The organism is Luteimonas marina (genome assembly GCF_007859325.1).
GTDB lineage: Bacteria > Pseudomonadota > Gammaproteobacteria > Xanthomonadales > Xanthomonadaceae > Luteimonas > Luteimonas marina.
This window is the reverse complement of sequence record NZ_VOHK01000001.1, coordinates 553,183-566,900: the sequence shown is the minus strand read 5'-3', so window position 1 is coordinate 566,900 and position 13,718 is coordinate 553,183. Positions and strand designations below refer to the sequence as shown.

Here is a 13,718-nt window from a genome sequence, read left to right as displayed (position 1 = left end):
TCCTCCTCTCTATCATCTTGCGGGTTGGATGCGTGGCGGCCGGCACGTCGGGCCAGGGCAGCCCGCTACAGGCGGCGTTCTTCCTGCGGGCTCAGCCGCAGCACTTCGCCCGGGGCGTCGGTGACGACGTAGATGGCGCCATCCGGACCGACCACGGGTTCGTAGGGGCGCCCTTCGGTGGTGAGGATGGTTTCCTCGTGCTGGACGCGGTCGCCGTCGACGGTCAGCAGACGCAGTTCGCGCGGCGCCAGACCGGTGACGAGCAGCTTGGGCGATGGCCGAAAGCGGAACCGCCGCGGTCGGCTTCCACACCCCCGTCTACGAGGACGTGGACGACGGCGACACCCGCCCGCAGTCCGGCGACGAGAACCTGCGGCTGTTCGGGTTCGCCGGCCCGCGCGCGATCGATTCCAACGTCCTGGTGGCCGCCACCTGCTTCGAGCACGACCTCGGCGACGTCAGCGACACCACCGACAAGGTGCGTGCCGCGCTGACGGCCGTCGCCACCAAGGCCGCGGCCGCCGGCGGCGTTGCCGGCTGGATCGTCGCCGGGGCCGCGGTCATCGCCATCGGCGTCAGCTACCTGGTGGACCTGATCGGCGCCGACGACCAGATCGGCGGGACGCGCCAGCTCAGCCTCAACCAGGCGCAGGCAGACGCCAGCACCAACGGCAGCAATCCGTTCTTCTTCCCCGCCCTGCACTTCGACGGCGGCGACGACGACGGCATCTACGACGCCTACCTGAAACTGCGCCGCACCTGAGGCGGTCGCGCGCCGGAGGGCTTCACGGCCCTACGGCAGCGAACCGGCGGGAACGAACGGGGACCGGCTTGTTCCTTGCCGGCACCGGGGCGCGCGGAAACCCGGGCAAGTGCACTCGATCCTCGCCTTTTCCCGCGCTGCGAGTTCGATTTCATCCGCGCTGCGCGGGAACACGGGCGAGCCGCAGCGCGGGCAGAAGAAACCTCCGGCGCGCTGGTTTCGCCCTCGATCGCCACGGCATCCCCGGGGAACACCGCGGAAGCATGGAATGGCGCGCCATGGTGCTTGCGGCAATCGGGGCCATGGCAGAGGCCGACGCGATACGGACGTCCCGATGCCATGATGCGCACGTCGCCGCAAAGGCAACCGCCGGTGTACTGGTCCATGGTGTGGCTCGCTGGCAGTGGTCGGGATCGGATGGGGAACCCTGATCCGACTCCTGCCTTTCAGCGGCCGAACAACCTGCGCGCGTTGCCGACGCGGATCTTGTCCTTCTCTTCGTCGCTCAGGTCGAGTCGCTCCAGCGCATCCGCCATCGCACCCAGCCCCATTTGCGGATAGTCCGATCCGAGCAGCACGCGGTCGATGCCGACGTTGCGCAGCGTCCAGACGAACTCGGCCTCGATCGGCGAATCGGCCGCCAGCAGCACCGGTCCGGAGATGTCGAAGTACAGGTTGTCCATCGCGAAACCGTCGGCGGTGCGCGCCAGCGCGAGGATGTTCCAGAAACGGAAGTTCATGCCGCCGATGTGCGCGAGGACGAATGTCGTGCCGGGCACGCGCACCACGAGGTTGAACAGCTTCTCGCTGTCTCCGGGCAGGATGTTGGCGTTGTCCATCAGCACGATCACGCCGAGCTCGCCGGCCTTGCGCACCAGCGCCTCGACGCGCGGGTCGGAAACGTCGAAGCCCTGCGTATGCGCATGCAGCTTCAGCACGCGCACGCCGGCCGCGGCCACGCGCGCCAGTTCCTCCATCGCCGCGGCCTCGTCGTAGGGATGCACCGTGGCGATGGGCAGCACCAGCGGATGCTTCGCCGCCAGCGCGATCACGCCGTCGTTGCCGGCGCGGATCTTCTCCAGTTCGCCCTGCCTCGCCTGGTGCGGCCCGCCGAACCACATCGCGCCCACGCCCGCCAGTTCGATGCCCGCGGCCTCGACATCGGCCTGGTAGGCACGCAGCGACGCCTCGCCCTCGCGCAGGTGCACGTGCACGTCGAACGCCGGGCTGGCGGCTGCGGCCCCACCGCTCACCAGCAGCAGGAACCATGCAAGTGTCCGCAACGCCCCTCTCCTCGATCGAATCGGTGTCCGCAGTCTACGCGACCCACCGGACGTGGATCGCCGTGCAAGCCCCGGCCAGTCTTGCTCCGGGCAGGACGATCGGCAGCGCCCAGCATCCTTCCAGCGAGGCGCGCGCGGCCTTCCATCAGCGCGGGCGCAGCCGCCGCCAGCGCAGGTGCAATCCCCATTTCCGCGCGCAAGATCCTTCATTCGCGCGTGCGCTCCGCATAGTCGTGAGGCGCGATGATGGCCGGCACAATGCCATCGTCATTCGCGCCAACGCGGGGACCCGTCTTGATCCATGCAAAGACGCTGGATCCCCGCGTTCGCGGGGATGACGACATCCGCGAATCAGGCCCGCCGGCTCATCCAGGCATGGATCAGCCCCGCCTGGAAGAACTGCGTCGGGTCGGCGAAACCACTCTCTTCGAGGATCGACGCCACCTGCGCCGGCGGCAGGATCGCGACGTCGCGCGCGTACGCCGCGCGCATGCGCTCGACCTCCTCGTCCGAGACCTCGGCCGTGCGCATCATCCGCATCCACGCCGGCAACAGCACCGCGTACGCGGGCGATGCGACGTCGCTGGCCAGGTCCGAGCTCGCCAGCAGCCCGCCCGGGCGCAGCCGCGCCGCGATGTCGGCGAAGAAGCGCACGCGCGCATCGCGATCGAGCAGGAACTGCGACACCAGGAAGCAGGTCGCCGCATCGTAGGCCGCGTCCCCCGGCAGCGAGTCCACGAACCCGTGGTGGAAGCTGCAGCGGTCGGCGAACCCGTCCGATTCCGCACGCTGGCGACAGACCTCGAGCATCGCCGACGAAGGCTCCACCGCGGTGAAGCGCCACTGCGGGAACGTCCGTGCCAGGTGCGCCATCTCCACGCCCGTCCCCACGCCCACGCACAGCACCCGCGCCTGCGCGGGCAGCCCCGCGAACAGGGGCACCAGCATCAGGTACAGGCAATCGCGAATCGACGCGGTCTTCGCCCACTGCTGGTCGTAGCCGGCCGCCTGCTGGTCGAACAGCGATACGAGTTCGTCGGTCTGCATCCTGCCGCTTCTCCTGACGTCGGGGGTGGGTGACAGGGTACAGAACCGGCTTCATGGAATCTCCGGGAATCCCGGATCTGTCATTTCGAACGCAGTGAGAAATCCAGCAGCGATCGCTGGCCCTCAAAGGGCCTTTTCGCGATCGCAGAAGCAAAAGCCATCGTCATCCCGGCGAAAGCCGGGATCCATTTTGCTCTATGCAAAGACGCTGGATCCCCGCCTGCGCGGGGATGACGACCTCTTCCGACATCGCAGGCCGTGAAACCGACCACGGTATGGAGCCTGCGCCTGCGAAGCGCTCTACAACAGCCGAAGGCTGGTCAAGCACGGGGCAAACCTCGGGACGTCCCCCAGCAAAGTCGGGGTTTCCCGCAGAGCCAATGACAATTTCCGGAAGTTCCCTTCAGGGAGCGGCGGCTTCCGTCTCCGCATCCGCCCAGCCCAGATCCGGCTCGGGGTGGTAACGGATTCCCATCGCATCCAGATGCGTGCGCAATGCACCCATGCGCTGCCGGAAACCTTCGTAGCTGCGCTGTCCAGCCGGGCTCCAGGCCAGCTCCGCCGACGCGGCCAGACGCGGCCACAGGCGGTTGTCCGCGGCCTCGTCGGTGTGCACCAGTTCCGTCCACAGCGCCGCCTCGATGCCGACCGCGGTCCTGAACGGCGCGGGGTCGAAGCTGTAGAGCCGCGCCAGCGGTACGCCCTCCTTGCGGCACCAGTCGTAGGTCTGGGGCTGGCCCGCGTAATTGCCGTGGTCGATGTAGAAATACGAGCACGGCGACAGGATCAGCGGATGCCCCTTCTCGACCGCCGCGGCAATGTCGTAGCTGTCGTTCCACAGCTGCAGCAGGACATCGGGTTTGGTGTCGGCCACCGAACCCTCTTCCCAGACGATGGCGGTGCGCCCCATCTCGTCCACCATCGCCGCGGCCCGGGCCACGAAATCGGCGTACAGCGGATGCTTGATCTCGTCGCCGCCGACGTGGATCTCCTGCGACGGGAAGATCGCCAGCACTTCCTCCAGCACATGGCGGACGAAGGGATACACCACGTCCGGCTTGTCCAGGCACAGGACGCTGAAACCCACCTCCAGCCCCGAATAGGGCGACAGGTTCTCCACGTCGTCGCAGGCCAGCTCGTTGTACGACGCCAGCGCCGCCTGCACGTGACCGGGCAGGTCGATCTCCGGCACGATGGTGATGCCGCGCGCCTGCGCATAGGCCACCAGGTGCTTCAGCTGCTCCTGCGTGTACCAGCCACTGCGCCCGCCCTCGACCGCACTGGCGCCGCCGATCTCCACCAGCTTCGGATAGCGCTTGATCTCGATGCGCCAGCCCTGGTCGTCGGTGAGGTGCAGGTGCAGCCGGTTCAGCTTGAAGAACGCCATGCGATCGATGGTCTTCTCCAGATACTCGACCGACAGGAAGCTCCTGGCCACGTCCAGCGACAGGCCGCGCCAGCGGTAAGCCGGCGCATCGACGATCTCGACGCGCGGCAGCCGGTACGCCTGCTGCGCCTGCGCCGGCAGCAACTGGCGCAGGCTCTGCACCGCATGCAGCAGGCCGACATCGGTCCGGGCGCTCAGCTGCACGTCATCGGCCACCACCAGTCGATAGCCCTCCTCGCCCAGCGCCGCATCGTCCGTCAGCTGCAGCCGGATGCGCGTCGCCGCCGCATCGTCGATGGCGATGCCCAACCCGGCCAGCGCTTCCTCCAGCGTGCGCCGCGCGTTGGGCGCCGCCGCATCCACATCCAGCTTCACCGCGGCCGACAATCCCAACTCACCAGGGTGAGTCTTGGCCGACTGCGGCACCGGCACGAGATGCGCCGCGGGCGCGGAAGCAACGGAAGCGGCGGCGGCCGGGGACTCACTGCAACCGATGCTCGCGACGGTCAACAGGCCGAACAGCAAGGCTTTGAAGTTCATGGACGTCATACACCGCACGGGGAACGAAAGTGAGGTGCACTTTCCCTGCAAGGCGCGGAAATGTCCACCTGCCCCTGCTTTCGATCGATGTTCTCGAAGGACATCCCGTGTCCCGGTCGTGTCCGAGACCGCTTCCATCAATGACCGGAATGGACTTCATTCGCCTGCAGCCGAACAGGATCGGGTTTGCCTTCTTCCCGCCCGGCGTCTAGTCCAACACCTTCGACAGCTCCGCATCCTTCTCCTGCCAGAGCGCGTTGATCCATTGCTGGAATCGTGCGCGCCGGACACGATCGTCGCTCTCGCCGCCGGCGAGGATCTCCAGCGGCAGCGGTCGTTGCCGCACCGACACGTGCACCGCCGGCACGCGACCGGCCATCAGGTCGAGCAGGGTCGGGATGCGGCCCGGATAGGCGATGGTCACGTCGACGATGCCGTGCAGCGCATCGCCCATCGCCTCCAGCACATACGCCACCCCGCCCGCCTTGGGCTTGAGCAGGTGCCGGTACGGCGATGCCTGCCGCGCGTGCTTGCCCGGCGTGAAGCGCGTGCCTTCGACGAAGTTCATCACCGAGACCGGAATGTCGCGGAACTTCGCGCAGGCCCGCTGCGTGGCCTCCATGTCGCGCCGCCCGAGTTCCGGGTTGCGCGCGATCTGCGCGCGCGTGTGGCGCCCCATGAACGGGAAATCCAGCGCCCACCACGCCAGCCCCAGCAGCGGCACCCAGAACAGCTGCCGCTTCAGGAAGAAGCGCATCAGCGGAATGCGCCGGTTCAGCGCCTTCTGCAGCACCACGATGTCCACCCAGCTCTGGTGATTGGCCAGCACCAGGTAGTGGCCATCGACCTGCAGTCCCTCCAGCCCGGAGACCTCGAAGCGCGCGAGGCTGTAGCGGTCGATCAGCCAGGTGTTGAAGGAGATCCAGTTCTCGGCGAGCCCCGTCAGCACCGAATTGAACGCCCGCCGCAGGCGCGCGGACGGCAGCAGCGCCTTCACCAGCGCCGCCGCCAGCAGCAGCGGCACATGCAGCACGGTGCTGGCGACGATGGCCAGGAAGATCAACGCGACGCGGAGCGATGTCATCGGGCCATGGTTTCGCCGGAGGGGCCGCAAGGGTAGCAGTGGAGCGGCGCGGCCTGCGCTGGAGAGGTTTTGCAGCGGCACGCGATCATCAGATCGGCGGATAGCCGTGGTGCGAATCGAGGGGGTGCCGGATGAATTCCCTGCGCCCCCTCTTCCACCGCCACGCCGCCTCGACCTTGCTGACTGCCGCCTGCACCTCGATCCAGAAAGTTCCCCCGTCGGACCTGCATTCACGTCGCTTCCGACAGGATGGACCCCGTTCCCTCCAGTCACGAGGTCGCCGCCATGAAACGCATCCTGCTCGCTGCCGCGCTCGCCACCTTCGCCGCCTCCGCCGCCGGCGCCGTGGACGCTCGGGATCACGACCGCCATGAGCGGAAGGCCGAACGCGACTACTGGAAGGAGCGCGGCAAGGCCGAGAAGCGCGCCCGCAAGGACTACGAGAAGGCCGAGAAGGCCTACTGGAAGGCCGTGCGCGAAGACCGGAAGGCCCATCGCCGCTGGGCCCGCGGCCAGCACATCCCGGTGGAGTATCGCCAGTCGCGCTACTACATCAACGACTACCGCGCCTACGGCCTGGCCGCGCCGCCTGCCGGCTACACCTACGTGCGTCCGCATCCCCAGGACGACACCTACTACATGATCGAACTGGCCACCGGCCTGGTGGCCAGGATCCTGGGCAACTGAGGAAACCGCCAGACCAAACCGGCCCCGGGGCGGCGCTAGAATCCGGCACTCCCACCTGCCCGCCCCGAGGACCGCCGCATGAATCCGTACCTCAGTTTCCCCAACGGCGACTGCAAGGCCGCCTTCGACTTCTACCAGCGGGCGCTCGGCGCCGACTGCCTGTTCAGCCACACCTGGGCTGAGTCGCCGATGGTCGACGAGGCGCCGGGCGGCGACGGCAGCAAGATCATGCACGCCACGCTGCGCTTCCCCGACGGCTCCATCCTGATGGGCGCGGACTGCCCGCCCGAACACGCCGCGCCGTTCGGCGGCTTCTCGCTGTCGATCAACACACAGGACGTGGCGGAAGCAGAACGCCTGTTCGCTGGAATTTCAGAAGGCGGCAAGGTGGCCATGCCGCTGGAGAAGACATTCTGGGCCGAACGTTTCGGCATGTGCACCGACCGCTTCGGCGTGTCGTGGATGGTGAACTGCGAAATGCGGGCGCCGGAGACCTGAGGAGCAAATGGGGTCAGGTTCATTTTTCCTGCGTGGGGAAATGAACCTGACCCTTTTTTGGCACGACATCCCGCAGTCTGTTGGGTCGATAGTCGTCAACTGATCATCCAGAAAGTGTCTCTGAGACCCTTTCCGGGGAAAAGTGAACCTAACCCCATTTTTGGACTCCGTTTTTGCCGGACATTAAAATCCTGCCGCCTTTTTGAGCACCTCAATTACTGCAGCTTCTCCCAGCCGCCCGACGGCGTTGGCCACACTTGCCACGAGACCACTCGGCGCCCTCTCATAAGGTAGATACAAACTTCCGCCAGTCTTGAATTCGTAGTGGCGCGAAAGAAACTCGATTTCTTGAGCCGACCGATCGATCGGCTGTCCGGCGTAATGCAAGCTCACGTGCCGAATAACTGCGACAGTAGCCAAATTGTCAGCCAGCATCTCTGACTGACGATGAGAAGAACCTTGCCACCTGACTTTGACCCAAGCCTGATCCGAATCTTCAACGCCGTCGGCTATCGGGAGTATGAGCGTCCCGTCATCCAATGACTCTGCGCACCACTCATCACCTACCCTACAACCGTGATACGACGGCATTAGATTTGATATGAACGAGACTACGCGATTGCTTCTACTTTCCATAAGATCAGTTCCCGAACATCTGAAAAATGAATCTGACCCATTTTTCACCCACCTGCGCGCCTATCGCGCCCCGTTCGACGCCGAGTCCGACCACGCCGATGCCGACGCGCTACGCGCCCATACCCGACAAAGCAAGGCATTCGACAACGACCGCTTCCGCCGGAGCATCGAGACCATCTCATTGGCCGGAGCATGAAAGTCAGGTCGCGCGAGAGGCCGGCGGCGGCCTCGGGAAAATGAACCTGCCCCCATTATTTTGGCGGTTAACGCCGCAACCACGCGCACCTCAACAGCGACAGTTGGTCAATGAATGTACGGAAGGATCGACTACGCAATGAAATTGCACTTGCTTTACATCGAGCAAGCAAACTCGGACCATTTGCTGCCTTTCCATATTCGGGCATCCGTTGCTTGACCACGGATGATCCACGGAAGCCATCAACATCATCTAAATCTTCCGCATCAGGCCAGATATCGGGATCCCCAAGCATCCAATTCTCGATCATTCTGTCTGCCACTCCGACGATCAACTGATCTTCGATGCCTTCGTCTCGAATAGAGTCAACCAGCGTGGCACAGAAATTCTCAGCAGATTCTCCTCTCGACTCACGGTCTACCAAGATGACGATGGGAAAACAGCGCCCTCCCCAGAGCCGAATCAGCGACGCTGCCCGCTTCGCAATAGCTTCTGCTGACACTGAATCACCATTGCAATTTATGATCTTGACAGGTCGATCCTTGCAAATGGTCTGTATGAACTTCTGTTCCGTGACGCCGTCAACGAGAAATGCCGGCTTCATCGGCATGACTCCACAGCATCTGCTAGATAGTAGTAACCGAGACCGAAGCCGGTTCTGTTGATTTCAGCCTCCACATCTGCCGAATTCGACACTCTGTTGGCCTTGGTTCCGCCTTTCTCATAGCCGACCACAATGAGCTCATCAGGACGAACTGCATTAAGAAGTGTTTCGCTATGCGTCGATAACATCATGAAAGACGACGAACCCACCGAATCTCGCAGGAGCCGAACGATTTCCCGCTGCATCAGAGGATGAAGATAGTTCTCCGGTTCCTCTAGCAAGAGCGCTTCACGGGACGTGAGCAATCTAACGACTAGCGACATCCATTTTACAGTCCCGTCTGATAGTGCTCCAAGGGGTACGACGGACGACTTGTTTCCTTTTCCAACAGTAATTCGACATCGCAGAAGATTATCGAAAGGATCGTTTTCCACATCGATGTCTTCTATCGATGGCACCGCCACTCGGACGAGATCCATAACGCCACTCCATTCGGGAGTGCGAAGATCGCTCATTCGGAGAAATGGCCTAAGAGCCCGGCTTCCCGCTATCGATCTCTTCTTTTTAATCGCATACAAGGTGGCAGATAGACCCGATCCATCAGAATCAATACCTGGCTCCCGAGTGCTATCTTCTGGCTTTTTCACGTGGCTAGGGACCACGTTCAAAATGAATCTTCCAGAAAAATCTGCAGCAACAGTAGCCAAGGCCTCATCCACATGCTGAAGGAACGAAAGCACACAATTCGTCGAGAAGATGTTCCTCTTCTCAAGACGTTTTATCTCTTCCCTCACCCAACTGCGAGTATTCCTTTCTGGCTCTGGAAATTTCAGAATTCTTATCCCACCTGAATCTGGGCTAGTTGGCGGTTCATAAATTACATGCATGTAAACGCTTGATCGCCGCGTCACTTGAGAAATCTGATCTACTTTAAGTTCCTGCCGACAGAAGACGACATCTTGCCTTGATTGCGAAAAATTCAACTCAAGATCGAGAGAATAAGGATATTGGCTTTCGTCAACCTGTACGATCCCTTGGAGCGAAACCACTATAGTGTCCGCAAAACTATTCTTACCTCGCTTTGCGAAAACCTGTGCAATTCCACCCGCCCGTCCGATCGCATCCGACAAAGAAGACCCCGTTAAGTTTCGGAGAAAATCGAAAAACAGGATTATATTTGTTTTACCGGCACCATTCGGCCCCACCAATATGTTAAGCCCCGGCTTTATCTCCATTCTAAAACTTCGGAGTGAGCGAAAGCCTTCTACAGTAACGTTGCGTAACATCCTTTCGTCTCCTACGCTTTATCCGCAGCGATCACATATTTCGCCGATACTTCCCGCCCACGTCATACAACGCATGGCTGATCTGCCCCAGGCTATGCGTCTTCACCGCCTCCACCAACGCCTCGAACACATTGCGCCTCTCCCGCGCCGTCCGCTGAAGATACGCCAGCCCGTGGCCATCGTGCAGTTCCCCGGCGACGGTTTCATCCTCGACCACATGCCCGTGCCCGGTCTCCCCTTCCGGCGCCAGGCGGTTGCGTGAGCGCTGCCAGCCGCGCACGTTCTCGATCTGCTGCCCCTTCTCTTCCTCGGTACTGCGAATCAGTTCGATCTCGGTCGCCACCTCCCCGCCGTGCTCCTTGGGCAGGAACATGTTCACCCCCACCAGCGGCAGGCTGCCATCGTGCTTCTTGTGCTCGTAGTACAGGCTCTCTTCCTGGATCTTGCCGCGCTGGTACATGGTGTCCATCGCGCCCAGCACGCCGCCACGCTCGCTGATGGCCTCGAATTCCCTGTAGACGGCCTCTTCCACCAGGTCGGTCAGGTAGCCCACGGCGAAGCTGCCCTGCCAGGGGTTCTCGATGAAGTTGAGGCCCAGTTCCTTGTTGATGATCATCTGGATCGCCACGGCGCGGCGCACGCTCTCTTCGGTGGGCGTGGTGATGGCCTCGTCGTAGGCGTTGGTGTGCAGGCTGTTGCAGTTGTCGAACAGGGCGTACAGGGCCTGCAGGGTGGTGCGGATGTCGTTGAACTGGATCTCCTGCGCGTGCAGGGAGCGGCCGCTGGTCTGGATGTGGTACTTCATCATCTGGCTGCGCTCGTTGGCGCCGTAGCGCTCGCGCATCGCCCTTGCCCAGATGCGGCGGGCCACGCGGCCGATGACGGTGTACTCGGGGTCCATGCCGTTGGAGAAGAAGAACGACAGGTTGGGCGCGAAGTCGTCGATCTTCATGCCGCGGGCGAGGTAGTACTCGACGATGGTGAAGCCGTTGCTCAGGGTGAAGGCGAGCTGGCTGATCGGGTTCGCGCCGGCCTCGGCGATGTGGTAGCCGGAGATCGACACCGAATAGAAGTTGCGAACCTTGTGGTCGACGAAGTACTGCTGGATGTCGCCCATCATCCGCAGCGCGAACTCGGTGCTGAAGATGCAGGTGTTCTGGGCCTGGTCTTCCTTGAGGATGTCGGCCTGGACGGTGCCGCGGACGGTGGAGAGGGTTTCGGCCTTGATGCGGGCGTAGGTGTCGGCGTCGACCAGCTGGTCGCCGGTCATGCCGAGGAAGGCCAGGCCGAGGCCGTCGTTGGTGGGCGGGAGGTCGCCGTGGTACTGCGGGCGCTCGCGGCCTTCGAAGAAGGCGTCGATCTTGCGCTGCGCTTCGGTCCAGCGGGCGTCGTCCTGCTTCAGGTATTTCTCGACCTGCTGGTCGATGGCGGTGTTCATGAACAGCGCGAGGATCATCGGCGCGGGGCCGTTGATGGTCATCGAGACGCTGGTGGTGGGCGCGCACAGGTCGAAGCCGGAGTAGAGCTTCTTCATGTCGTCCAGCGTGGGGATGTTGACGCCGGAGTTGCCGATCTTGCCGTAGATGTCGGGGCGCGGCGCGGGGTCTTCGCCGTAGAGGGTGACGCTGTCGAAGGCGGTGGACAGGCGCGCAGCCGGCTGGCCGACGCTGAGGTAGTGGAAGCGGCGGTTGGTGCGCTCGGGCGTGCCTTCGCCGGCGAACATGCGGATGGGGTCTTCGCCGGTGCGGCGGTAGGGGTAGACGCCGCCGGTGTAGGGATAGCTGCCGGGGAGGTTTTCCTTGCCGAGAAAGGCGAGGAGTTCGCCCCAGGACTTGTAGGTGGGGGCAGCGATCTTGGGGATGGGCTGGTGGCTGAGGGACTGGCGGTAGTTGTCGACGCGGATGGGCTTGCCGCGGACCTGGTATTCGGTCACTTCGTCGGTGATCGACTTGAGGCGCTGAGGCCACTCGCGCAGGTTGCGGAGGTTCTCGCTGGTCAGGGACTGGACGGCGTCGTTGTAGCGTTGGCGCAGGGTGAGGAGGGAGCTATCAACGACAACATCGTCATCCCAGGACGAAGCCGAGGAATCTTGTTGACTGGCATCGGCGGCAAGATCCCTCGCTGCGCTCGGGATGACATCGGAAGCATCGTAGAGGTCGAGTGCCTTCGGAAGCGCTGGGTCTTCGAGTTCCTTCAACGCTTCCCAGAACGACTGCGCGCGGTCGGCGGCTTCGGCCTGTTTTTCGATGCCGGCGTTGATCGCCCTGCCCTGCTCGGCGATCTCGGCGAGGTAGCGCACGCGGCTGCCGGGGATCAGGACGGTGGCGCGCGGCTCCTTGAGGCTGGTGTCGATGGCCGGGTTGAAGTCGGCCCCCAGCTTTTCGCGCAGCAGGCGGCAGAGGTTGACGAACATCCAGCTGATGCCGGGGTCGTTGAACTGGCTGGCGATGGTGGGATAGGCGGGGACGTCCTCGTCCTTCACCTGGAAGGCCACGCGATTGCGCTTCCACTGCTTGCGCACGTCGCGCAGGGCGTCCTCGGCGCCGCGCTTGTCGTACTTGTTGAGCACGATCAGTTCGGCGAAGTCGATCATGTCGATCTTCTCGAGCTGGCTGGCGGCACCGTAGTCGCTGGTCATCACGTACATCGGGAAGTCGACGAGGTCGACGATCTCCGAATCGCTCTGGCCGATGCCGGCGGTCTCGACCATGACCAGGTCGTAGCCCAGGCCCTTGAGGAAGGCGATGCAGTCCTTGAGCACGGCGTTGGTGGCGACGTTCTGCCGGCGCGTGGCCATCGAGCGCATGTAGACGCGATGGCTGCGCAGCGAATTCATGCGGATGCGGTCGCCGAGCAGCGCGCCGCCGCTGCGGCGGCGGGTGGGATCGACCGAGACCACCGCGATGCGCATCCGGGGGAAGCTGGCGAGGAAGCGGTTGAGCAGTTCGTCGGTGACGCTGGACTTGCCGGCGCCGCCGGTGCCGGTGATGCCGACGACCGGCGTCTTGCCGCTGGCCAGTTGCCACTGCTTGCGCAGCTTCGAGAGTTCGGACTCCGGCAACGTGCCATCCTCGATGGCCGAGAGGACGCGGCCGATGCCGATTTCGTCGTCGATAGCGGGGACTTCGACATTGGCGTAGCGGTCGTGCGCATCGCGCACTTCGCCGGCACGCTTCACCACATCCTCGATCATCTCCACGAGGCCCATCTTCATGCCGTCGTTGGGGTGGTAGATGCGCTCGACGCCGTAGGCTTCGAGTTCGCGGATCTCCTCGGGCGTGATCGTGCCGCCGCCGCCGCCGAAGACGCGGATGTGCGGGGCGCCCTTTTCGCGCAGCATGTCGACCATGTATTTGAAGTACTCGACGTGGCCGCCCTGGTAGCTGGACAGGGCGATGGCGTCGGCGTCTTCCTGCAGCGCGGCGCGGACCACGTCCTCGACGCTGCGGTTGTGGCCGAGGTGGATCACTTCCGCGCCCTGGGCCTGGATCAGGCGGCGCATGATGTTGATCGCGGCGTCGTGGCCGTCGAACAGGCTGGCGGCGGTGACGAAGCGCAGCGGGGTGGCGTCGGGCTGGCGTTCCGGGAGTCGGTTGGCTGGCGTGCCCATGGCGCGCTCCGGCATGATTTCAGATGCGACCGATTGTAGCGCGGGGCCTGAAAACCGGGGTCGGAGCCGACATTTCCCCTTGGCCTTGCGTCGGAGG

13 protein-coding genes are annotated in these 13,718 nt (G+C 63.7%); 4 read left to right on the top strand and 9 right to left on the bottom strand.

The features are described 5' to 3' along the window. Positions 1-65 precede the first annotated feature (65 nt). Positions 66-266, bottom strand: a complete 201-nt coding sequence (locus tag FQY83_RS17865) for a PQQ-dependent sugar dehydrogenase (RefSeq protein WP_146385328.1) — start codon at positions 264-266, stop codon at positions 66-68. A gap of 8 nt (positions 267-274) precedes the next feature. On the opposite strand from FQY83_RS17865, the gene FQY83_RS02640 reads away from it, so the two are divergent. Then, complete coding sequence (locus FQY83_RS02640; protein WP_146384764.1) at positions 275-763, top strand: hypothetical protein; 489 nt, start codon at positions 275-277, stop codon at positions 761-763. Here FQY83_RS02640 and FQY83_RS18015 read toward each other — a convergent pair. The 5 genes from FQY83_RS18015 to FQY83_RS02615 all read right to left on the bottom strand — a co-directional run bounded on the left by FQY83_RS18015 (position 739) and on the right by FQY83_RS02615 (position 6,104). After that, entirely contained in the window at positions 739-1,104 is a 366-nt protein-coding gene (locus FQY83_RS18015; protein WP_484496920.1) for a GFA family protein, read from the bottom strand. The two genes, FQY83_RS02640 and FQY83_RS18015, sit on opposite strands and share 25 nt — an antisense overlap. A gap of 105 nt (positions 1,105-1,209) precedes the next feature. After that, complete coding sequence (locus FQY83_RS02630) at positions 1,210-2,046, bottom strand: amidohydrolase family protein (RefSeq protein ID WP_202878145.1); 837 nt, start codon at positions 2,044-2,046, stop codon at positions 1,210-1,212. 351 nt (positions 2,047-2,397) lie between these two features. Further along, on the bottom strand, positions 2,398-3,093 hold the full coding sequence (locus tag FQY83_RS02625; RefSeq protein ID WP_146384760.1) for a class I SAM-dependent methyltransferase: 696 nt from the start codon (positions 3,091-3,093) through the stop codon (positions 2,398-2,400). A gap of 403 nt (positions 3,094-3,496) precedes the next feature. Next, positions 3,497-5,020 (bottom strand): beta-N-acetylhexosaminidase, encoded by a 1,524-nt coding sequence (locus tag FQY83_RS02620; protein ID WP_158636413.1) that lies wholly within the window; start codon positions 5,018-5,020, stop codon positions 3,497-3,499. A gap of 208 nt (positions 5,021-5,228) precedes the next feature. Next, positions 5,229-6,104 (bottom strand): acyltransferase, encoded by an 876-nt coding sequence (locus FQY83_RS02615; RefSeq protein WP_146384756.1) that lies wholly within the window; start codon positions 6,102-6,104, stop codon positions 5,229-5,231. A gap of 285 nt (positions 6,105-6,389) precedes the next feature. On the opposite strand from FQY83_RS02615, the gene FQY83_RS02610 reads away from it, so the two are divergent. From FQY83_RS02610 to FQY83_RS02600, 3 genes are all read left to right on the top strand, one after another. Further along, positions 6,390-6,791, top strand: a complete 402-nt coding sequence (locus FQY83_RS02610; RefSeq protein ID WP_158636412.1) for an RcnB family protein — start codon at positions 6,390-6,392, stop codon at positions 6,789-6,791. A gap of 78 nt (positions 6,792-6,869) precedes the next feature. Next, complete coding sequence (locus tag FQY83_RS02605; RefSeq protein ID WP_146384752.1) at positions 6,870-7,289, top strand: VOC family protein; 420 nt, start codon at positions 6,870-6,872, stop codon at positions 7,287-7,289. A 601-nt stretch (positions 7,290-7,890) separates the two neighbouring features. Then, positions 7,891-8,121: a hypothetical protein gene (locus FQY83_RS02600; protein ID WP_146384750.1), complete on the top strand. Its 231-nt coding sequence runs from the start codon at positions 7,891-7,893 to the stop codon at positions 8,119-8,121. A 67-nt stretch (positions 8,122-8,188) separates the two neighbouring features. Here the strand turns inward: FQY83_RS02600 and FQY83_RS02595 are convergent, their stop codons facing one another. The 3 genes from FQY83_RS02595 to FQY83_RS02585 are packed head-to-tail and all read right to left on the bottom strand — an operon-like array spanning position 8,189 to position 13,621. Continuing rightward, positions 8,189-8,725, bottom strand: coding sequence for a DUF4276 family protein (locus tag FQY83_RS02595; RefSeq protein ID WP_146384748.1), 537 nt, complete (start codon positions 8,723-8,725; stop codon positions 8,189-8,191). Next, positions 8,722-10,011: an AAA family ATPase gene (locus tag FQY83_RS02590; protein WP_146384746.1), complete on the bottom strand. Its 1,290-nt coding sequence runs from the start codon at positions 10,009-10,011 to the stop codon at positions 8,722-8,724. The genes FQY83_RS02595 and FQY83_RS02590 overlap by 4 nt, the downstream gene beginning before the upstream one ends. 31 nt (positions 10,012-10,042) lie before the next feature. Then, positions 10,043-13,621, bottom strand: a complete 3,579-nt coding sequence (locus tag FQY83_RS02585; RefSeq protein WP_146384744.1) for a methylmalonyl-CoA mutase family protein — start codon at positions 13,619-13,621, stop codon at positions 10,043-10,045. Positions 13,622-13,718: the final 97 nt, after the last annotated feature.